Below are 20,526 nucleotides of genomic sequence, written 5' to 3' on the forward strand. Positions count from 1 at the left end.
GCGGGTGCCAGGATGGAGGGACGGACTCAGGAGGGCGTGGAGTCGGATGCGCCCTCGCTCGATCCGCGCCCAGGTCACCTTCGGCGCGGTCGTGGTGATGGTGCTGATCCTGGGACTGGACCTGTCCCTGACCACCTTCCTCATCCGTGGGGCGATCGTGACCCAGGTCCGGGACATGGTCGCCGCGGAGGCCCGTGAGGTCTCCGACCACATCACGTCCGAGCGCTACCCGGGGCCGATCCCGGACGACGGGCCCGTCCTGCGGTTCCAGGTCGTCGCGCGCGGCACCGGGGAGGTGCTCGCCTCCAGCAGCGCCCTGGAGGGCGCGCCCCGGCTGACCCCTGAGCGCCCCGAAGCCGGGGACTCCTGGATGGACACCACGGTCTGCCGGCCGGCCGGGGACACCGGCTCCCGGCTCTGCCTGCTGGTGGTGGGCCACGCCGTCGACGACACGGCCTACGGCGACGTCCTCGTCCTGGCCGCGGTCATGATGCCCCCGATCGTGGTCACCCACACGCTCGAGGCCACGCTGCTGGGAATGTCGTGCGTCCTGATCCCCGCCATCGGACTGGTCATCTGGTACGGGGTCGGCCGTGCGCTGCGCCCGGTGGAGAAGATCAGCGCGCGGTTGGACAACCTCTCCGCCCGCGAACTGCACATGAGGCTCCCGGTGCCCAGGAGCCAGGACGAGATCGCCCACCTGGCCCGCACCGCCAACGCCGGTCTGGAGCGGCTGGAGGAGGCCGTCACCAGGCAGCGGCGGTTCGTCTCCGACGCCTCCCACGAGCTGCGCAACCCCATCGCGGGGATGCGGACCAAACTGGAGGTGGAGCTCTCCGACCCCGATCCGGACCCGCGGATGCGCGAACTGCTGCTCACCAGCCTGCTGTCGGACACCGAACGGCTGGAGAACATCGTCAACGACCTGCTCGAACTGGCCCGCCTGGACACTGGCACCTCCCGGAAACGGGAGAGGGTGGACCTGTCCGCCCTGGTCGAGGAGGAGTTCGTGGACAAGCGTGGCCACCCCGAGCTGAGGCTGCACTCCTCGGGCCCCGTCCACGCGGAGATCGGTCGGCTGCACGCGATCCGTGTCCTCACCAACCTGATCGCCAACGCGCAACGGCACGCCGGGTCCCGCGTCGACGTCATCGTTCGCCACGAGGGGGACTGCGCCGTGGTGGAGGTGCACGACGACGGCACGGGGATCCCCGCGGGAGAGCGGGAGCGGATCTTCGAGCGCTTCGCGCGGCTGCCGGAGTCGAAGGAGCGCGATCCCCACGGCAGTGGTCTGGGCCTGCCGATCTCGCGGGAGATCGCGCGCGGCTACGGGGGCAGCCTCGTGGCCGGACACAGTGAGCTGCTCGGCGGAGCGGCGTTCGTCCTTCGCGTCCCCGAGAGCCCCGAGGCCGCCGACGAGGGCGGGTGCCCCGGGTAGCCGGGGCACCCGCCCTCGTGGGTTCCCGCTACGGCCGCGTCCCCGGAGGCGCGGTTCGAGGGGTGGCGTCTCTTCCGCGTGGCACCGCTTCCCCGCGGCGGCGTTACCCGCCGGTGCCGCTGCCGAACAGGACCACCTCGCCAGGGGAGGGGCGCTCCATGTCGAAGGGGAGGATCTCCCCGCCGGAGCTGTCGGTGACCATGGGCTCCTGGAGGACTTCGGGCTCCTCACCGGCGTGGTGCTGCACCACCATGACTCCGGTGTAACCGCTGTGGTCTTCCTCGGTGGCCGCGAACGGGACCAGGCCCGGTCCCCTCCACTCGTGGGAGTTCAGGGTGTCGAGCAGCTTCTGACGGGTCAGGTCGGGGCCGGCCTCCATCAGTACCTGGGCGAACAGGGTCGCCTGCGCCATGCCGTAGACGGTGGTGTCGGTGAAGGGCGTCCCGGAGTTGTACCTCTCGTGGATCCCCAGGAAGAACTCGGTCCAGGGATCCTCGCGCTGGGCGACCATCGGCAGGAACGCGGTGATGATGAGTCCGTCGAGGAAGGCCTCGGGCGGCATGTCCTCGGCCGGGGTCCCCTGCGCGTACTCCTCGATGAGACCGGTGACGACCTCCACGTCGCCGCCGAAACTGGGCGCCACCCACTGCGGCGTGTAGCCGATGGCGGCGGCCTCCAGGACGGCCAGTCCGAGGAAGGCGGGGATGCAGTAGCAGACGGCGATGTCGGAGCCGGACTTCTTGAGCTCCTCGACCTGTCCGGCGAGCTCGGGGACACCGGGGTCGTAGGACTCCCAGGCCGCGATCTCCTCGGTGAGGTACTGCTCGATCCCCGCGTGCGAGGAGGGGCCCACGTCGTCGTTCTGGTAGAGCAGGCCGACCTTGTCATCGGGGAACTGCTCGGCGATGAACTTGCTCTGGACCTTGGCCTCCTTGGTGTAGTCGACCTGGAAGCCGTAGCTGTAGGGGTAGACCTCGGGTTGGTCCCAGGCCAGGGCGCCGGAGGAGACGAAGAGGTCGGGGACCTTCTTCTCGTTGAGCTCGTCGATCACGGCCTCGTGGGTGGGGGTGCCCAGACCGCCGAGCATCGCGAAGATCTCGTGGTCGTCGACCAGGCTGCGGGTGGCCTTCAGGGTCTGCGCGGGGTCGAACGAGTCGTCCTGGACCTGGTACTCGATCCGGCGGCCGTGGACGCCGCCGTTGTCGTTGATGTAGTCGAACACCGCGCGGGCGCCGGTGGAGACGTGGCGGAAACCGGGGGAGGCCGCGCCGGTGAGCGGCTGGTGCGTGCCGATGACGAGGGCGTCCTCGGAGACCCCCATGGTGTCGGCCTCCGTTGCGGCGCCGTTCGTGCCTTCGCCGTTGGAGCAGGAGGTGAGGAGAACCGTGACGGTCAGTGTCGAGGCGAGGATTCTCAGTGGTCGCATGATGGTGTCCTGGACTCGTTCGTGCCTTTTCGGGAACAGGCGCGAGGGCGCCCGGGGGAAGGTACGTGGTGCGGAGCGGACGGTGGGGGCCTACCTACTCGCCAGTACGTTACTCGCGAGTACACACTGTACGCGTGCCAAACTTCGATGCAACCGACCAGTGGGTGGGAAGAAATGGCAGCGGGTGCGAAACGGCTGGAAATGTCGAACTTTTAGTGAGTCCGTGTACTGGCTGTGGCGCGAGTCACGAACCCCGCCGTCAGCTGGGGACGGGGGGCGGGGCGAGGGCTCCACGCGAATGGCGGCGAGGGCGTGCGCCTCTTCGGAACGCGGGGAAGGGAGAGCCGACTCCCACGTCTCTTCGCGGCTCGCCGTGCGGACTCCCCTCTGCGGGCCGACCGGTACGGACGGGTCAGCCGGTGGGCGCGTCGGGTGCACGGCCGTTGCGGCGGTCCCCCAGCGCCTCGACGGGATCGTCCGTGGACCCGGTGGGACCGGCGGTTTCGGAGGCGTCCCCGGCCGGAGCCTCGGGCGGGGCGGGGGACAGGGCGCGGGACGAGCCGCGCAGGATCTCGCGGGCCAGCCGGGCGATGCTGTCGGAGGCCTGGTGGATCGGGCTGTCGCGCCGCCAGACCAGCAGGTGGCGCAGCTGTATGGGTGCGCCCTCCAGCGGGCGGACCACCACTCCCGAGCCGGTGTCGAAGTCCGGCTGGCACGGCGCGACGGCCCGGCGGCCGGCGATGAGGTCGTGTATCTCGGAGCGGTCGTAGAGCCGGTAGGGCACCTCGGGGGTGAACCCGGCCCGCTGGCAGGCGAGGTAGAAGCACTCGGGCCAGCCGGTGCCGTCCGGCGGGGTGAGCGCCCAGGGGGACCCGGCCAGGTCGCCCAGGCGGACCAGCGGTCTGTCCGCCTGCGGGTGGTCGGCCCACAGCGCCACGTGCAGCGGTTCCACCGAGAGCATGGCCCAGGACAGGGGGCCGTCCGTGGACAGGTCGCGGTCCACGTAGTCGATCGTGGTTCCCAGGTCCAGGCGGCCCGCGCGTACCAGGTCGGTGACCAGCTTGGGGGAGTACTCCGTGCGGACGTGGACGGGGACGTTCGGGAAGACCTCGGGCAGGCGGGCCGACAGCTCTATGGTCAGCGGCCCCACCCCGCCCGCGCGCAGTGTGGCGGGGGAGGAGCCGCGCGCGGTGATGTCGTGGAGCAGGTCGTCCATGGACAGCAGGACCGAACGGGCGCGCACCAGGACGAACTCACCCAGCTCGGTGGGGCGGACACCGGAACGGCCGCGGTGGAACAGCGGTCCGCCGACCTCGCGCTCGATCCGCTGGAGCTGGGTGGTCAGCGCGGGCTGGGACGTGGCGAGCGCGGAGGCCGCCTTGGTCACACTGCCGGTGTCGGCCAGGAGGCAGATGGTGCGCAGGTGGCGGAGTTCGAGGTCCATGCGTGGAATCTAGGGCGGGGAGGGGGCTCGTGTACAGACGCGTTGTCCCCACGGTCGGGGGAGGGCGCGCTGTTCAACGGACCAGCGTCCCGCGTTCCGGTTGTCGAATCCGGGACGTCGGAGATGTCGTCTCGTGGGGTAGGGTGCCCTGCGTCACCATATAGTTGGACGTCCTACTACATCCACATGCTGGACAGTCCGAAAGCGCGGGAGAAGCCCATGACGGTCGAACGCACGCTGCACACACCCGAGGCGGAGCAGCTCCTGGAACTGACCCGGGAGATCGCGGACAAGGAACTCACCCCGCGCGCGGCCCATGACGAGGAGGACGGCCTCTTCCCGCGCGACGTCTTCGGCGTGCTCGGCGGGTCGGGACTGCTCGGACTGCCCTACCCCGGCGAGTACGGCGGCGGTGACCAGCCCTACGAGGTGTACCTGCAGGTGGTGGAGGAACTGGCCCGCGGCTGGCTGGCGGTCGGCCTGGGCGTCAGCGTCCACACCCTGTCCTGCTACCCCGTGTCCGCGTTCGGATCCGCGGACCAGAGGGCCGCGCTCCTGCCCGACATGCTCGGCGGAGACCTCCTGGGCGCCTACTGCCTGTCCGAGACCACCTCCGGTTCCGACGCCGCCGCCATGGCCACCCGCGCCGAGCGCGTCGAGGACGGGTACCGGGTCAACGGCGCCAAGGCGTGGACCACCCACGGCGGCAGGGCCGACTACTACACGCTCTTCGCCCGCACCGGCGCCCCCGACTCCGGATCCCGCGGCATCAGCTGCCTCCACGTCCCGGCCGACACCCCCGGCCTGGGCTCCGCGGCGCCCGAACGCAAGATGGGCATGAACTCCTCGCCCACGGCGGGGGTGCTCTTCGACGACGTCCGGATCGGCGCCGACGCCCTGGTCGGGGAGGAGGGCCGGGGATTCGGCATCGCCCTGGCCGCCCTCGACTCGGGACGCCTGGGCATCGCCGCCTGCGCCGTCGGCCTCGCCCAGGCCGCCCTGGACGCCGCCGTCGCCTACTCCCGCGAACGCCGCCAGTTCGGCAGCGCCATCGGCGACTTCCAGGGCCTGGGCTTCATGCTCGCCGACATGGCCACCCAGGTCGCCGCCTCCCGCGAGCTCTACCTGGCCGCCGCCCGTCTACGCGACGCCGGACGCCCCTTCGGCAAGCAGGCCGCCATGGCCAAGCTCCTGGCCACCGACACCGCCATGAGGGTCACCACCGACGCCGTGCAGGTCTTCGGCGGCTACGGCTACACCCGTGACTTCCCCGTCGAGCGCTACATGCGCGAGGCCAAGGTGCTCCAGATCGTGGAGGGCACCAACCAGGTACAGCGCATGGTCATCAGCCGCCACCTGGCCCGCGAGGGCGGCTGACGGGGATGCGGGGGCGCCGGCGCGTCCGCGGCCGACTCAGCCGCCTCCCGGCTGGGAGCGCAGCAGCCTGACGGTCTCCTCGTGGGGATGCACCGCCAGTTCCACCGGGCGGTCGGTCAGCACGGCCAGCGCCGACCGGTACTCCTCGCCCCGTTCCAGATCCAGCAGTGCCGCCGCCTCCGGGCCGCAGCCACCGGTCCAGGCCAGCAGCTCGGGAGCGGCGTCCGCCGGGCTCACCAGGACCCGGCGCAGACCGCCCGACAGGCCCAGGCCGGTCGCCTTGAGCAGGGCCTCCTTGCGCGCCCAGTAGCGGAAGAAGGCGCCGATCCGGTCGGCGGGGGAGAGGCGCTCCCAGGCCTGGCGCTCCGGGTCGCCCAGGGTGTAGCCCGCCAGGCCCTCCAGGTCGCGGGCCCCGGAGACGCGTTCGACGTCCACGCCCACGGGCACGCCGGAGGCCAGGGCGAGTGCGACCCACTCGCCCGAGTGGCTGACGGAGACCTCCCACCCCTCGGCGGGACCGGTGGGGTGGGGCTTGCCGTGGGGCTCCTGACGGGCGTCCGTACCGTCGCCGGCGCCCGTGCGCTCCTTCTCCTCACAGGAACGGCAGCGCAAGGCGAAGGTCACCTTCTCGGGCGGGCACTCGGCACGCTCGGCCAGCAGCAGCCGGATCACGGCCCGGCCCAGCAGGTGCCGGTCCCGGTCGGCCTGGTGGCGGAAGCGGGCGTTGCGGGCGAGCTCCTCCTCGTCGAGCAGGCGCAGCAGGCGGTCGTCGGCGGCGGAGGTACGGGCCCACCAGACCTCGGTGGCCAGGGGTACCGGATCGAGCTTCATGCCTCCATTGTGACGTGATCTTTCCCGCGGCTGGTGGTGTGAGGCCAACCCAAACCGGGAATTCGGTTATTGGCAGGTCAGCCCGTCCCCTGGGAGGCCCAGATGTCTGTCGTGGTGCTGTTCGGAGTGGGAGCACTCATCGGCCTGGTGGCGCTCACGGCGGTCGTCATCGTCACCCTCCTCATGGAGAGACCGGATCCTGCCGCGGAGGAGCCCCCCTCGGACACCGCCGAACCTGAGCGGGCCACCGCCAGGAACGGGTCCGTAGTCTAGGAGCCGCGCGGGACCGCTGCCCGTGCCGGGAACAGAGCACGGAAAGTGGGTCGCATGTCCGAGGAGAGCCGTCCGGCGTTCGCCGCCGAACGCCGGGAGCGCATTCTCGAACTCGTGCGCGCCAACGGCACCATGTCCCTGCGCGACATCGCCACCAAGGTCCGCGCCTCGGAGGTCACCATCCGCCGCGACGTGCGCGCGCTGGAGGCCGAGGGACTCGTCGACCGCCGTCGGGGCGGGGTCGCCCTCCCGGGACGCATCGGACACGAACAGAGCTACTCCGGCAAGAGCGGCCAGTGCGCCGTGGAGAAGGCCGCCATCGCCGCGGCCGCGGCCCGCCTGGTCCGCCCCGGCGACGCCGTCACCATCGGCCCCGGAAGCACCACCGAGGCCTTCGCCCGCGAACTCCTGAACCGCACCGACCTGACCGTGGTCACCAACTCCCTGCGTGTCGCCGACGCCCTGGCCGGGGCCACGGGAGTCGAGGTGGTCATGACCGGCGGCACCCTGCACGGGCCCGTCAGAGCGCTGGTCGGAGCCGCTGCTGAGCAGAGCCTGGCCGGCCTGCGCGTCAACCGGGCCTTCCTCTCCGGCAACGGGGTCAGCGCCGACCGCGGCCTGAGCACCCCCAACCCGGCCGTGGCCAGCGTGGACCAGGCCCTGGCCGCCTGTGCCGAGGAGACCATCGTCCTGGCCGACCACACCAAGATCGGCGCCGACACCATGGTGCCCACCGTCGTTCCCGAGGAGATCGCCCACCTGGTCACCGACAGCAGCGCCGACCCCGAGGTGCTCATGACCCTGGAGGAGACGGGCGCCCTCGTCCACGTCGCCGTGGTCGCGGGAGAACGGGGACAGTGAGGAACCGCTGACGGGGCACCCTCTCCCCACGGACGCGGGGAGCACGTACCCTACCGTTCACGCCTTCACGGGGCCGGCGTCCACCGCGTGGTCCCGGACTCACCGTTCGCGATCCCGACCCGCCCCGCCCCAGGAGCCGCCGCGCATGTCCTCTCAGCAGCCCTCGCCGTCCGAACCCGTGCGCGTCACACCGAAGCCCGTGGTGCTCCCCGAACCCTGGGCCGGTTCCCGGCTCACGGTGGTCGTGCCCACCTACGACGAGGCGGACAACCTGCCCGCGCTGGTGGGCCAGCTCATGGCCCTGGACCTGCCCCGCCTGCGGGTCGTGGTCGTGGACGACAACTCTCCGGACGGCACCGGAGAGCTCGCCGAGAAGCTCTCCGTCGATCACGCCGGACGCGTCGGGGTCATCCACCGCACCAGCAAGGACGGACTGGGCCGCGCCTACGTCGCGGGCATGACCCGCGCACTGGAGGAGGGCGCCGACTACGTGGCCCAGATGGACGCCGACCTCAGCCACCCCGTGGGCTACCTCCCACAGCTGCTCGGCACCCTGCACTCCACCAACGCGGGTGTGGTGATCGGCAGTCGGTACGTTCCCGGCGGCAGCCTGTCCGAGCAGTGGGGGCGCAGCCGCCGCCTCCTCAGCGGTTGGGCCAACGCCTACGTCAAGACCGTGCTGTCCATGCCCGTGCGCGACGTCACCGCGGGCTTCAAGCTCTGGCGGGCCTCGGCGCTGCGTGCCCTGGACCTGCCCAGCATCGAGAGCACCGGCTACACCTTCCAGGTGGAGATGCACTACCGGGCCTACCGGCGCGGCCAGAAGATGGTGGAGATCCCCATCCACTTCGAGGACCGCGTCGCCGGCCAGAGCAAACTCGACGGGGCCGTCGCCCTGGAGGCCGCCCTGCGCCCCCTGCTCCTGCGCCGCGCCGAACGCGCCCGCCGTTAGCGCGGTGCCGTCCTTCCCCGGATGATCTTGCCCGTACTGGCGTCCTCGACCGCCGAGGACGCCAGTACGGGCAAGATCATCGCTGTCGGGAGTCCGATCCGGCCGACCTCAGCGGTCACCGCGCCGGGCTTCCTCTCGCCCGTGCTTTTCGGGCCGGAAAGTTGACATACGCAGGACGGTTTGGGGCATCGGACTAGTGAGGGAAAGGGGGAGACAGTGACTGAAGAGCCCTTTGACGAGAAAACCGGCTCGGGCGACACTGAAGAGCCCTATGACGTGGACACCGACATGGGTGACGACCCCGAGCTGAGCAAGGCCGTCGCGAGGGAACGGCGGATCGAGCCGGACTACGGCATCGAGGAGTACGACTTCGTGGATCCCGAGATGCCGGGAACCGACAGCTCGGCTCCCCGGGGTATCGACGAGGCGGTGCGTTCCGAGCGCAGCGACCTCTACCCGCGCGAGAACTGGGGAGGGGAGACCCGCAGCGCGGAGCAGGAGGCCGTCCACGAGGTCGACGACGGGAGCACGCCCGACACCGGCGAGGGAGCGGCCGTCAGGAGCGAGCACCCCGCCAGGCCGTACGAGCACCCGGCGGACACCCCCCACGGTGATCGGGACGACGAGCGCGACCGGACCACCGACACGTCCGGCTACGTTCCGGACGCCGCGGACCCGCGGGACACCGGCGCCCCGGACACCGGGGCGCCTCAGGACACCCGTGCCTCGGACGCCGTCATCCCGGACACCGAGGTCCCGGACACCGGCGACCCGGAGCCCTGATCCCTGCTCCGGCGGCTCCGGCCGGGTGACCGGTGGCCCGGCCGCCGCGGACCCTCCGGAGCCGCCGGAGCCTACTCCCCGGCTCTGGACCCCGGACACGAGCGCAGCGGCGGTCCCGACACCCCGCAGAACCGCGGGGACGCATCCGGCTTCGCCTCCTCCGCGGCCTCTGGCATCCGTCCGCGCGGCAGCGCCGGAGCGCACAGCGAGGCCAGCACGCACAGGCCCGCCAGCATCAGCATCGCCGGACCGAAGCCCTGCGCGAGCGCCGCGGGGCTCCCGTTCGCCCCCGCGCCCTCGCCAGCGGTCCCGCTGATCCCGGCGAGCACCGGGACCGCGGCCACCCCGATCAGCTGGGCGCCGCGCGCGAAGGTGTTGTTCACCCCCGAGGCCAGACCCGCGCGGCGCTCGCCCACCGACGCCAGCACGGTCGCCGTCAGCGGCGCCACCGTCGTCGACAGCCCCAGCGCCACCAGCAGCACGCCCGGCAGCACCCCTGTCAGGTAGGGCGCCTCCGGCTCCAGGCGCGACAGCAGCACGAATCCCGTCGCCAACAGCAGCGGGCCCGCGAACAGCTGCGGCCTGGGACCGATCCGGGCCGCGAGCCTGCCTGACCTCGCCGAGAGTGCCAGCATCATGAGCGTGATCGGCAGCGATGCCGCCCCCGCCGCCACGGGCGAGTAGCCGCCCACCTCCTGCAGGTAGACCACCAGCAGGAACAGCAGTGGCCCCAGGGATCCGTAGATCAGCACCGTCGCGGCGTTGGTCGTGCTGAAGGCCGTCGAGGAGAAGATCCCCAGCGGCAGCATCGGATTCGGGCTGCGCGCCTCCACCAGCAGGAACCCCGCCAGGGCCAGCACACCCAGCGCCGCCGCGGTCCACACGCCCGGGGCCGCGCCCACCGCACCCCACTGGATCAGCGCATAGGTGATCCCGCCCAGCGCGGCCACGCCCAGCAGGGCCCCCGGGTAGTCCAGGCGCCGGGAGGCCCCGGCGTCGCGCGACTCGGGCACCTTGAACCAGGCGATCGCCAGAACCGCCGCAGCGATGGGCAGGTTGATGAGGAAGATCAGCCGCCAGTCGCCGATCTGCACCAGCCAGCCGCCCACGAAGGGCCCCACCGCCGCGGCCACGCCCGTCAGCCCCGACCACGCCCCGATCGCCCGTGCCCGGTCCTGCTCGCGAAACCCCGCCTGGAGGATCGCCAGGCTTCCCGGAGTCAGCAGTGCTCCGCCCACGCCCTGCACCACACGTCCCGCGACCAGCCACTCCAGGGTCGGCGCGAACGTGCACAGTGCCGACGCCAACGCGAACACCGCCACTCCGAGCATGAACAGGCGCACCCGGCCGAACCGGTCCGACAGCGAACCGCTGAGCAGGATCAGCGCGGACAGCGTCACCATGTAGCCGTTGACGATCCACTGCAGTCCCGACAGCCCCGTGCCCAGGTCGTCCCGGATGGCGGGCAGCGCCACCGTCACCACGGTCGAGTCCAGGAAGGCCGTCCCCGAACCGAGCACCGTGGCCGTGAGCGTCCACCGGGCCGTGGCCGTACCCCACACCACCCCGCCCGCCGGGGCCGGTACCGAAGCAGATCCCACCACGCACCTCCGGGCCCACAGTACGGCGCGGGCCCTCCCCGCCCGAAGGCTGGGGAGGGCCCGCGTGTCCTCTTCCGTGCGCGGAGGGGCCGGAGCGCCTACTCGCTGGCCAGCGCCCCCGTGATCGAGGTCCCGGCGGCCCGGCGGCCGGGCAGCACCGAGGCCAGGAGCCCCGCCAGGACGGCCACCGCGATGAACACCGCGATCTGGCCGACCGGAACGGTGAAGATCATGTCCGGCAGCACCGAGGCGCCGGCGGCCCATCCGAACACCACGCCCAGCACGACGCCGATCCCGGCGCCGATCAGGCACAGCAGCACGGCCTCCACGCTCAGCATCCGGCGCAGCTGCCCCCTGGCCAGCCCCAGCGCCCGCAGCAGCGCGGACTCACGGGTGCGCTCCAGCACCGACAGGGCCATCGTGTTGGAGATGCCGAACACCGCGATGATGATCGCCAGGCCCAGCATGGCCGCGATGGTGTAGAAGGCGATGTCCAGGATCTGGGAGAACTGGTTCTTCATCTCGGCGGCAGAGCCGACCTGCATGGTCGGGTGGTCCTCGACCGCCGTGTAGACCGCGTCGCGCACCTCGGCGGGGTCGGCGCCCTCCGCCGCGCGGACGAAGAGCATCTCGTTCCCGTCCACCTCGGGGAAGGCCTTGGCGAAGTCCTCCTCGGCGACGGTCACGCCGGAGAGCATCTGCATCTCCTCCACCACGGCGACGACCTCCAGGGACAGGTCCTCCCCGTTCTCGGACGGGAGGGCGGCGGTGTCACCGACCCCGACACCGTCGAGGTGCCCCTCCGCCATCACGGCCCTGCCCGGACCCATGTCGGCCAGGTCGCCCTCGACGACGTCGCTGGTGAGGTCGACGCCGATCTCGGCGCCCGGATAGGTGTAGACGAAGGCCATCCAGTCGTTGTCCGTCTCGACGGTGGCACTGCGCTGGCCGATGACCTGTCCCAGCTCGGGCTGGCTCTCCAGCGCCGCCACGACCTCGGCGGGGACGGTGGGCATCGCGGGTGTCTCCGGCGCCTCGTCGGCTCCGCCCTCCTGCTCTGCGGGGTCGCCGCCGGTTCCCTCGGTGGCGCCCTCGGCGCCGTCGGCCGGACCCCCGGCCCCCTCAGCGCCCTCAGTGTTCTCAGCTCCTTCGGAGCCCTCGGCGGACGCCTCCTGCGGTTCCCCGGCCTCCTCGCTCTCCGGCTCCCCCCTGGTCAACTGCGGGGAGACCTGGTAGTCCACCGGGAACTGCTCTTCGAGCATGTTGGTCATGGTGGTCTCGGTGGAGGCGCTGACGACCGAGTACCCGGTGATGAGCGTGGCGCCCACGGTCAGGGCGATCATCGCGGTGGCCGCGCGGCGCGGGCTGCGGGTGGAGTTGTCCACCGCCAGCATGCTCGGCACGCCCACCTTCCGCAGGGGGACGCCGACCAGGCGCACGATGCCGCGCACCAGCAGAGGACCCAGTACGACCACGCCCACGAACGCGATCAGGGCGGCGGCGGTCACGACGACCAGGCCCGTCTCGCCCAGATCCGCCACCAGGGCCAGGGCGACCAGACCGGCCGAGACCGCGAAGGCCAGCAGGCCGGAGACGACGCGGATCCAACCCGTACCCTTCTCCAGCCCGGCGGCGGTGGCACTGGTGCGCAGCGCCGCCAGCGGTGCCACCCGGGTGGCGCGCGTGGCCGGGATCAGGGCGGAGAACACGGTCACCACGGTGCCGACCGCCAGGCCGACCACGACCGCCAGGGGCGTGATCACGACGGAGACCGCGTCACCCGTGCCCATGAGCGGACCGCCGAAGGCCGAGCCGGCCGTGCCGATGCCGATACCGGCCAGCACGCCCAGGGCGGAGGCGACCAGTCCCACGACCACCGACTCGGCCAGTACCGAACGGAAGACCTGGCCGCGCTTGGCGCCCATGCACCGCAGCAGGGCCAGTTCGCGCTGGCGCTGGGCGATGAGGATGGCGAAGGTGTTGTAGATGACGATCCCGGCGACGAACATCGCGATGAACGCGAACAGCAGCAGAGCGACGCGCATCATCTCGGTCTGGCCGCCCAGGCTCTCGGCCATCGCCAGGCCGTACTCCTCACCGGTCCGCACCTCGGCTCCGGCGCCGAGCGCCCCGGCCACGGCGTCGGTCGCCTCCTGGGGGGTGTGGCCCTCGGCGGCGAGCGCGTTGATCTCGGAGTAGACCGTCACACCGGTCATCTCCCGGACCGTGTCCGGATCGAAGACGACGGCGCCGCTCCTGCTGTAGGACGGGTCCACGCCGAACTCGACCAGTCCGGTGACGGTGAAGTCGCGCTTCTCCTCCTCGGCGTCGAGCACGGTCACCGTGTCGCCGACGGTGAAACCGGTCTGGTCGGCGGTGGAGGTGGCCAGGGCGATCTCGTCCCCGTTCGAGGGCAGCGAGCCCTCGTCGGCGGAGAATCGGCCGACCCCGTCCAGGGCGATCGCGGCGGGCGGGATGAAGCCGACCGCGCGGCCGTCGGCGTCCAGGAGCACGGCCTCGTCCTCCAGGAGCCCGCCCGCCTCGGAGACCTCCGGCAGCGCCCGGACGTCGTCGATCTGCCCGCCGGTGAAGGGGGTCGGTTCCTCGGGGGCCTCTCCGCCCCCGGGCTCCGGCTGGGAGGGGACGGCGATGGTGTCGACGCTGGTCGCGGAGCCCATGACGGACTTCTCGTAGCTGGCGCTCAGCGTGTCGGCGAAGACCATGGTGCCCGAGACGAACATGACCCCGAGCAGGATCGCCAACACGGTGGTGACGTACCGGGACTTGTGCAGTCGCAGCCCGGCGAGTGTGGTGCGCAGCATGTCCTCTAGGCCTCTTCCAGCTTCAGCAGTCGTGCGGAGACCAGCTCGGCGGTGGGATCGGTGACCTCGTCCACCAGGCGGCCGTCACGCAGGAAGACCACCCGGTCGGCGTAGGAGGCGGCGACCGGGTCGTGGGTGACCATGACGATGGTCTGGTGCAGGTCGCGGGCCGAGTCGCCCAGGAACCGAAGGATCTCGGCGCCCGAGCGCGAGTCCAGGTTGCCGGTGGGCTCGTCGGCGTAGACGACCTCGGGCGCGTTGAGCAGGGCACGGGCCACGGCCACGCGCTGCTGCTGGCCGCCGGAGAGCTTGGCGGGCAGGTGGCTGAGACGGTCGCGCAGGCCCACCACGTCGACGATGTGGTCGAACCGCTGCTTGTCGACCCCGCGCCGGGCGATCTGGGAGGGCAGCATGATGTTCTGCTCGGCGGTCAGCATCGGCAGCAGGTTGAACGACTGGAAGATGAACCCGATCCGGTCGCGGCGCAGCAGGGTCAGCTCGGCGTCGCGCAGGCCCGTGATCTCGGTACGGCCCAGGTGCACGGTGCCGGAGGTGGGCACGTCCAGCCCGGCCAGGCAGTGCATCAGGGTGGACTTGCCGGACCCGGAGGGGCCCATGATCGCGGTGAAGGCGCCCCGGTGGAACTCCACGTCCACCCCCGACAGGGCGTGGACCTGGCTGTCGCCGGTGTCGTAGGTCTTGGTGAGGCCCCGGGCGACCACCACCGGCGGTGCGGCGACCGGGGGGACGGGCTTCACAGTGGACTCGGTCACGGCAGACAGCTCCAGGAATCGGGAAAGGGATGGCGGTACGGACCGGGCGGATGCTCCGCCTCGGCACTCCACCACGCTAGGGCCGCGCGACCCCCTCGGGCGTCCACCGAGGGGCTGATCCCGGACTCGGCCAAAGGGACGGTGACGGACGGGTTCGGGACTCCTTCGTCGGGTCCGGCCACCGACTTTCGTCGGGGGCGGACACCTCACCTTCCGTGACGGCTCCGAGTGAAAAGGTGCTATGAACTGGGGATACGTGGAGCCGGCGACGGCCGGCCGTGAGGATGTGTCCTCGTGCTCTCACGCGGAGCCACCGGAGGCGCCGCCGTAGACTCCGCAGCATGAGGAGCTGGGTCAACGACCGGGGCGGCGCCGCCGGTGCCCTGTGGGACAGGAACCGGGAGTGGTGGTGGCACCGCCGGCTGGGCATCGCCGACTGGCTCTACGCCGTCCTGCCCCTTCCGTTCAGCGGGCTCATGCAGCTCTCCGCCGCAGCCGGGGCCGAAGGGCTCGGCCTGCTCGGCGGCGTCTTCGCCGCCTTCGTCGGCTCCCTGATCGCAATGAACCCCCTGCTGGCCCTGCCCCTGGGGATGATCCTCTACGTGATCCCGGTGCTGTGGGCCGGGCTGACGGTACTCCTGCGGCGCAGCCACCCCCGGTGGCTGCTCGTCACCGCGTTCGTACTGCTGCTGTTCTTCGCCAATTTCGTCCCGGCGGCGATCGCGCTGTACTCCTACGCGGTCTACTTCGACAACCGGCGCCTGCTGGTGGGCTGGTTCGCCCTGTACGGCCTGGCCATGATCCTCGCGTACGAGGCCAACCCCTTCGGCCAGATCTTCATGATCGGGATGTTCCTGGTCGTGCCCATGACCTTCGGCCTGTGGGTGGGCACCCGCCGCCAGCTCATCGACCGGCTCCACGAGCGCGCCGAGCGCCTCGAACGCGAGCAGCACATGATGGCCGAGCAGGCCATCACCGCCGAACGCACCCGCATCGCCCGCGAGATGCACGACGTGGTCGCGCACCGGGTCAGCCTCATGGTGCTGCACGCGGGCGGACTGGAGGTCTCCACCGACGACCCGCGCACCGTGGAGGCCGCCGGGCTGATCCGTACCACCGGCCGCGAGGCCCTGTCGGAGCTGCGCGGCATCCTCGGGGTGCTGCGCGACGACACCGCGGCCGCGCCCACCGCGCCGCAGCCGGTCCTGGCCGACCTGGACCGCCTGGTGGGGGAGTGGCGCGCCGCCGGGATGCGGATCATCCGCGAGGACAGCGGGCAGGGGCCGCCGCTTCCGGCGGGCGTCCAGCGCACCGCCTACCGCATCGTCCAGGAGGGGCTGACCAACGCGGCCAAGCACGCGCCCGGCGCCGCCGTCGCCCTGCGCCTGCACCGGAGCGCCCATCGGCTGGAGGTGGAGGTGGCCAACGAGCCCGTGCCGGCCCCGGCCGCTCCCATGCCCCGCAGCGGCTTCGGGCTGACCGGACTACAGGAGCGCGTCGTCCTCGCGGGCGGCAGCCTCAGCGCCGGGGCGTGCCCCGACGGCGGATGGCGGATGCGCGCTATCTTGCGAACCGACAACCCACCCGGCACGGAAGAGGTCCCCGACAGTGATCCGCACGCTCCTGGTCGATGACGAACTCCTGGTCAGATCCGGCCTGCGGATGATCCTGGACGCGGCCCCCGACATCGAGGTGGTGGGGGAGGGAGGTGACGGGGACGAGGCCGTGCGCCTGGCCCGGGAACTCGCCCCGGACGTGGTGCTGCTCGACATCCGCATGCCGGGTACCGACGGCATCACCGCCGCGTCCCTGCTCACCGCCCTGCCCGAGCCGCCCCGCGTGGTCCTGCTGACCACCTTCGACCTGGACGAGTACGTGCACGGCGCGCTGCGCGCCGGGGCGGTGGGCTTCCTGCTCAAGGACACCCCGCCGCGCGACCTCATCAGCGCGGTCCGCACCGTCCATGAGGGAAACGCCATGCTCTCCCCCAGCGTCACCAAGCGCATGCTCGAACGCTTCGCCTCCCCCGCGCTCGCCGACTCGGCCGCGGGCCGCGACGAGGCCGGTCACCGCCTGTCGGTGCTCAGCGAGCGGGAGCGCTCCGTGCTCGTCGCGGTGGCCCGGGGCATGTCCAACGCCGAGGCCGGACGCGAACTGGGCATGCGCGAGGCCACGGTCAAGGCGCACGTCAGCCGGATCCTGTCCAAACTGGGCATGTCCAACCGGGTGCAGGCCGCCATCCTGGCCCACGACGCGGGCTGGACCTGAACCCCCGGCCCGGCCGGCGCGGCGCGGAGCGGCACGGTGCGGTGACACACCTCACTCCGGCCCCGCGCGCCTCGGGAGCCCTTCCAGATGTCCGGAAAGGCCCGTGCGCGGGGGAGGAGTACCGTTCCTCACCTCGGTTGCGTTTACCGACCGGTAGCTCGGTACGCTGCAATGCGATCCCACCCCCTTGAACGTCATGTCGTGGCTGTTCACAGCAACCGCAGGAGAAGAGGAGCCCCTATGTCGCGCTCGGTACTGGTCACCGGCGGCAACCGCGGAATCGGCCTGGCCATCGCCCGTGAGCTGGCCGCGGGCGGAGACGACGTCGCGGTGACCTACCGTTCCGGCGAGCCCCCGGAGGGCCTGCTGGGCGTCCGCTGCGACATCACCGACTCCGCCCAGGTCGACGCCGCCTTCAAGGAGGTCGAGGAGGTGCAGGGGCCCGTCGAGGTGCTCGTCGCCAACGCCGGGATCACCAAGGACCAGCTCCTCGCCCTGATGAGCGAGGACGACTTCTCCACCGTCGTGGACACCAACCTCACCGGCTCCTTCCGTGTCGCCAAGCGGGCCGTGCGCGGCATGATGCGCAAGCGCTCGGGCCGCGTCATCCTCATCTCCTCCGTGGTCGGCCTCCTCGGCTCCGGCGGGCAGGCCAACTACGCCGCCTCCAAGGCCGGCCTCGTCGGCTTCGGCCGCTCCCTGGCCCGCGAGCTCGGTTCGCGCAACATCACCGTCAACGTCGTGTCCCCCGGCTTCGTCGAGACCGACATGACCGCCGCGCTGCCCGAGGAGCGCCAGGCCGAGATCAGGAAGAACGTTCCCCTGGGCCGCATCGGCGCCACCGAGGACATCGCCCGGACGGTGGCCTTCCTCGCCGGGCCCGGCGGCTCCTACATCACCGGCGCCGTCATCCCCGTCGACGGCGGCCTGGGCATGGGCCACTGACCCGCGCCCGCGCCCCCTTCCACTTCCCGGAGGAGCACTCCCTCCGGAACCGAACACAGACAGGACGGACAACCCGAACCATGGGAATCCTCGAAGGTAAGCGCATCCTCGTCACCGGGGTGCTCACCGACTCCTCCATCGCCTTCCACGTGGCCCGGCTCGCCCAGGAGCAGGGCGCCACGGTCGTCCTCACCGGCTACGGCCGCATGAGCCTGGTCGAGCGCATCGCCAAACGCCTGCCCGAGACGCCCCCGGTCCTGGAGCTGGACGTCACCGACGACGAGCAGCTCGCCAGCCTGGCCGGGCGCGTCGGCGAGCACGTCGACGGCCTGGACGGCATCGTGCACTCCATCGGGTTCACCCCGCAGGAGGCGCTGGGCGGCAACTTCCTCAACACCGAGTGGTCGGACGTGGCCACGGCCATGCACACCTCCACCTTCTCCCTGAAGTCGCTGACCACCTCCCTGACGCCGCTGATGAGGAACGGCGGCTCGGTCGTGGCCATGGACTTCGACAACAGCGTCTCCTACCCCATCTACGACTGGATGGGCGTGGCCAAGTCCGCGCTCACCTCCACCGCCCGCTACCTGGCGCGCTATGTCGGAGAGCAGGACATCCGGGTCAACCTGGTCTCCGCCGGGCCGCTGAGCACGATGGCCGCCCGCAGCATCCCCGGGTTCGCCGACCTGGCCAAGCACTGGCCCGAGCGCGCTCCGCTGGGCTGGGACGTCACCGACCCCGAGCCCGCCGCCAAGGCGGTCGTGGCCCTGTTGTCCGACTGGTTCCCGGCCACCACCGGTGAGACCGTCCACGTCGACGGCGGCTTCCACTCCACCGGAGCCTGAACCCGCCGGACGCACGTGCGGTAGGTTGACGCGGGCGGGCCGCCCCTCGGGGGCGCCCGCCCGTCTGCCGTCCCACGGGTCTGGCGCGGCGTGTGCGCCGGTGCGTCCACCACGGCCCGTGTGACCCTGGCAGGCGGTGATGTGAGAGCCGGTGGAGCGCGTCGGAGGATGGGAACGTATGGATCTGGGACTGTCGGGGGCACGCGTCGCGGTGACCGGGGCCAGCAGGGGGATCGGCCGGGCCATCGCCCAGGTGTTCGCCGGAGAGGGCGCCGACCTGGCGATCTGCGCGCGCACGCCCGAGCCGCTGGCCGAGGCCGCCCGTGAGCTGGGGGAGACCGGGGCGAGGGTGTTCTCGCGCGCCCTGGACGTCACCGACCACGACGCGCTGCCCTCCTTCGTCGACGACGCGGTCGCCGAACTCGGCGGCTTGGACGTGCTGGTCTCCAACGTGTCCGGCGGGAGCGCGCCCACCCCGGACCAGTGGGAGCGCGGCTTCGCGGCCGACGTGATGCCGTTCGTGCGCCTGACCGAGGCCGCCAGGCCGCACCTGCTGGCCTCCGGACGCGGCGGCGCGGTGGTGCTGATCTCCAGCACCTCGGCGCTGCACGCCACCGCGCCCGCCGGTCCGCGTGCCTACGGCGCGGTCAAGGCCGCGCTCAACCACCACGCGTCCTCGCTGGCCCGCGCGTGGGCGGGCGAGGGGGTGCGGGTCAACACCGTCTCGCCCGGCCCGATCGAGTTCCCCGGCGGGGGATGGGCACGCCGTCGCGAGAACGACCCGGAGTTCTACGAGTCCGTCCGAGAGCGCATCCCCTACGGACGCCTCGGACGCCCCGAGGAGGTCGCCCGGGCGGTGGCCTTCCTGGCCAGCCCGGCGGCCACCTTCGTCACCGGACAGAACCTGGTGGTCGACGGCGCCTTCCTCGACCAGGTCTGAGAGTCGCGGGCGGGGTCCGTCGGGGCCGTGAACGGGAACGCCCGGCGCGGCCGGGCGCGCACTGGCCGTGCTGCGCGACGAACCGGCCGCCGTGTTCACCGGGGAGTGCCGCCGGTACGTCCGAGGAGGTCCGCTCCCCAGGCGGGCTATTGTTGATCTACGTCGTAAAGATGCGGTATCCGAGAGTTCTCCGTGACCGTGACACCCGGGCATCCGCTCGGAGCGTACGAACGGTTCACAGCGACCGGGCGAGCCTGAACCCGAGGTCGTCCACGCGCAGGGTCGGGTGGCTCTTGCGGCGGCACGAGGCCCGGCAGCTCCGGGGGTGGTCCTGCCAGCCCCCGCCGCGGAACACGCGGTAGGGGCCGTAGACGCCGGGATCGTAGAGGTCCCAGCACCACTCCCACACGTTGCCGATCATGTCGTGCAGACCCCAGGCGTTCGGCGCCCTGGTCGCGGCGTCGTGCACCTCCCCGCCGGAGTTGGCGCGGTACCAGGCGATCTCGTCCAGTTCCGCGTAGCGCACGCCGGAGGACCCGGCCCTGCACGCGTACTCCCACTCCGCCTCGGAGGGGAGGCGGTAGCCGTCGGCCTCCCAGTCGCAGGTCACGTCCCGCGCGTCGGGGTCCTCGCCCGTCGAGTAGCAGGGATCGAGCCCCTCCGCGCGCGAGAGCAGGTCGCAGAACCGGACGGCGTCCAGCCAGGAGACCTCGGTCACCGGAGTCCGCGGCCCCGCCGAACTCTCCGGTACCTCGCCGCGGACCGCGCGGTACGACTCGCGGCTCACGGGACGGGACGCAAGCCGGAAGGCCGCGACCCCGACCCGCCAGTCCGTGCGCGTGCCCTCGTCCCGCAGGACGATCCTTCCGGCGGGGATCTGGACCATGGACTCGGCGACCGTCGGGCGCGGCGCTGGTTCGGGGTTCGTCACGAACTCTTTCCTACAC

19 protein-coding genes are annotated in these 20,526 nt (G+C 71.9%); 11 read left to right on the forward strand and 8 right to left on the reverse strand.

The features are described 5' to 3' along the window. Window positions 1–46 precede the first annotated feature (46 nt). Window positions 47–1,438: a sensor histidine kinase gene (locus FYX01_RS12735; protein ID WP_190394297.1), complete on the forward strand. Its 1,392-nt coding sequence runs from the start codon at window positions 47–49 to the stop codon at window positions 1,436–1,438. A 103-nt stretch (window positions 1,439–1,541) separates the two neighbouring features. On the opposite strand, the gene FYX01_RS12740 is transcribed toward FYX01_RS12735, so the two are convergent. Continuing rightward, on the reverse strand, window positions 1,542–2,864 hold the full coding sequence (locus FYX01_RS12740) for an ABC transporter substrate-binding protein (RefSeq protein WP_150240892.1): 1,323 nt from the start codon (window positions 2,862–2,864) through the stop codon (window positions 1,542–1,544). A gap of 412 nt (window positions 2,865–3,276) precedes the next feature. Further along, the gene (locus FYX01_RS12745; RefSeq protein ID WP_150240894.1) at window positions 3,277–4,308 is read right to left on the reverse strand and encodes a LysR family transcriptional regulator; all 1,032 of its coding nucleotides are present in this window, start codon (window positions 4,306–4,308) and stop codon (window positions 3,277–3,279) included. 219 nt (window positions 4,309–4,527) lie between these two features. Here FYX01_RS12745 and FYX01_RS12750 point away from each other — a divergent pair, with 219 nt between their 5' ends. After that, a complete protein-coding gene (locus FYX01_RS12750; protein ID WP_150240896.1) occupies window positions 4,528–5,685 on the forward strand; it encodes an acyl-CoA dehydrogenase family protein in 1,158 nt (385 codons plus the stop codon). 36 nt (window positions 5,686–5,721) lie between these two features. Here FYX01_RS12750 and FYX01_RS12755 read toward each other — a convergent pair whose 3' ends face one another. Further along, window positions 5,722–6,516, reverse strand: coding sequence for a 4'-phosphopantetheinyl transferase family protein (locus FYX01_RS12755; protein ID WP_150240898.1), 795 nt, complete (start codon window positions 6,514–6,516; stop codon window positions 5,722–5,724). Window positions 6,517–6,618: 102 nt separating this feature from the next. On the opposite strand from FYX01_RS12755, the gene FYX01_RS26135 reads away from it, so the two are divergent. The 3 genes from FYX01_RS26135 to FYX01_RS12765 all read left to right on the forward strand — a co-directional run bounded on the left by FYX01_RS26135 (window position 6,619) and on the right by FYX01_RS12765 (window position 8,602). Continuing rightward, window positions 6,619–6,789, forward strand: a complete 171-nt coding sequence (locus FYX01_RS26135; RefSeq protein ID WP_190394298.1) for a hypothetical protein — start codon at window positions 6,619–6,621, stop codon at window positions 6,787–6,789. A gap of 54 nt (window positions 6,790–6,843) precedes the next feature. Further along, the gene (locus FYX01_RS12760; protein ID WP_150240900.1) at window positions 6,844–7,650 is read left to right on the forward strand and encodes a DeoR/GlpR family DNA-binding transcription regulator; all 807 of its coding nucleotides are present in this window, start codon (window positions 6,844–6,846) and stop codon (window positions 7,648–7,650) included. Window positions 7,651–7,795: 145 nt separating this feature from the next. After that, complete coding sequence (locus FYX01_RS12765; RefSeq protein ID WP_150240902.1) at window positions 7,796–8,602, forward strand: polyprenol monophosphomannose synthase; 807 nt, start codon at window positions 7,796–7,798, stop codon at window positions 8,600–8,602. On the opposite strand, the gene FYX01_RS27030 is transcribed toward FYX01_RS12765, so the two are convergent. Further along, window positions 8,599–8,721 (reverse strand): hypothetical protein, encoded by a 123-nt coding sequence (locus FYX01_RS27030; protein ID WP_263363744.1) that lies wholly within the window; start codon window positions 8,719–8,721, stop codon window positions 8,599–8,601. The two genes, FYX01_RS12765 and FYX01_RS27030, sit on opposite strands and share 4 nt — an antisense overlap. A gap of 97 nt (window positions 8,722–8,818) precedes the next feature. On the opposite strand from FYX01_RS27030, the gene FYX01_RS12770 reads away from it, so the two are divergent. Further along, window positions 8,819–9,385 (forward strand): hypothetical protein, encoded by a 567-nt coding sequence (locus tag FYX01_RS12770; RefSeq protein WP_223830427.1) that lies wholly within the window; start codon window positions 8,819–8,821, stop codon window positions 9,383–9,385. A 71-nt stretch (window positions 9,386–9,456) separates the two neighbouring features. Here the strand turns inward: FYX01_RS12770 and FYX01_RS12775 are convergent, their stop codons facing one another. From FYX01_RS12775 to FYX01_RS12785, 3 genes are all read right to left on the reverse strand, one after another. Then, a complete protein-coding gene (locus tag FYX01_RS12775; RefSeq protein WP_150240904.1) occupies window positions 9,457–10,989 on the reverse strand; it encodes an MFS transporter in 1,533 nt (510 codons plus the stop codon). A gap of 95 nt (window positions 10,990–11,084) precedes the next feature. After that, a complete protein-coding gene (locus FYX01_RS12780; protein WP_150240905.1) occupies window positions 11,085–13,808 on the reverse strand; it encodes an ABC transporter permease in 2,724 nt (907 codons plus the stop codon). 5 nt (window positions 13,809–13,813) lie between these two features. Continuing rightward, the gene (locus tag FYX01_RS12785; protein ID WP_150240907.1) at window positions 13,814–14,581 is read right to left on the reverse strand and encodes an ABC transporter ATP-binding protein; all 768 of its coding nucleotides are present in this window, start codon (window positions 14,579–14,581) and stop codon (window positions 13,814–13,816) included. Between the two features lie 341 nt (window positions 14,582–14,922). Here FYX01_RS12785 and FYX01_RS12790 point away from each other — a divergent pair, with 341 nt between their 5' ends. From FYX01_RS12790 to FYX01_RS12810, 5 genes are all read left to right on the forward strand, one after another. Continuing rightward, the gene (locus tag FYX01_RS12790; protein ID WP_150240909.1) at window positions 14,923–16,215 is read left to right on the forward strand and encodes a sensor histidine kinase; all 1,293 of its coding nucleotides are present in this window, start codon (window positions 14,923–14,925) and stop codon (window positions 16,213–16,215) included. Further along, window positions 16,190–16,849 (forward strand): response regulator, encoded by a 660-nt coding sequence (locus FYX01_RS12795; protein ID WP_150240911.1) that lies wholly within the window; start codon window positions 16,190–16,192, stop codon window positions 16,847–16,849. Before FYX01_RS12790 ends, FYX01_RS12795 begins: the two co-directional genes overlap by 26 nt. A 240-nt stretch (window positions 16,850–17,089) precedes the next feature. Continuing rightward, window positions 17,090–17,794, forward strand: a complete 705-nt coding sequence (fabG, locus tag FYX01_RS12800; protein ID WP_150240913.1) for a 3-oxoacyl-ACP reductase FabG — start codon at window positions 17,090–17,092, stop codon at window positions 17,792–17,794. 80 nt (window positions 17,795–17,874) lie between these two features. Then, the gene (gene fabI / locus FYX01_RS12805; protein WP_150240915.1) at window positions 17,875–18,639 is read left to right on the forward strand and encodes an enoyl-ACP reductase FabI; all 765 of its coding nucleotides are present in this window, start codon (window positions 17,875–17,877) and stop codon (window positions 18,637–18,639) included. A gap of 178 nt (window positions 18,640–18,817) precedes the next feature. After that, complete coding sequence (locus tag FYX01_RS12810) at window positions 18,818–19,579, forward strand: SDR family NAD(P)-dependent oxidoreductase (protein ID WP_150240917.1); 762 nt, start codon at window positions 18,818–18,820, stop codon at window positions 19,577–19,579. 235 nt (window positions 19,580–19,814) lie between these two features. Here FYX01_RS12810 and FYX01_RS12820 read toward each other — a convergent pair whose 3' ends face one another. Beyond that, window positions 19,815–20,465, reverse strand: a complete 651-nt coding sequence (locus FYX01_RS12820; protein WP_150241311.1) for a formylglycine-generating enzyme family protein — start codon at window positions 20,463–20,465, stop codon at window positions 19,815–19,817. Between the last annotated feature and the right edge of the window lie 61 nt (window positions 20,466–20,526).

Source organism: Nocardiopsis quinghaiensis (genome assembly GCF_008638365.1).
In the GTDB taxonomy this organism is placed as follows: domain Bacteria; phylum Actinomycetota; class Actinomycetes; order Streptosporangiales; family Streptosporangiaceae; genus Nocardiopsis; species Nocardiopsis quinghaiensis.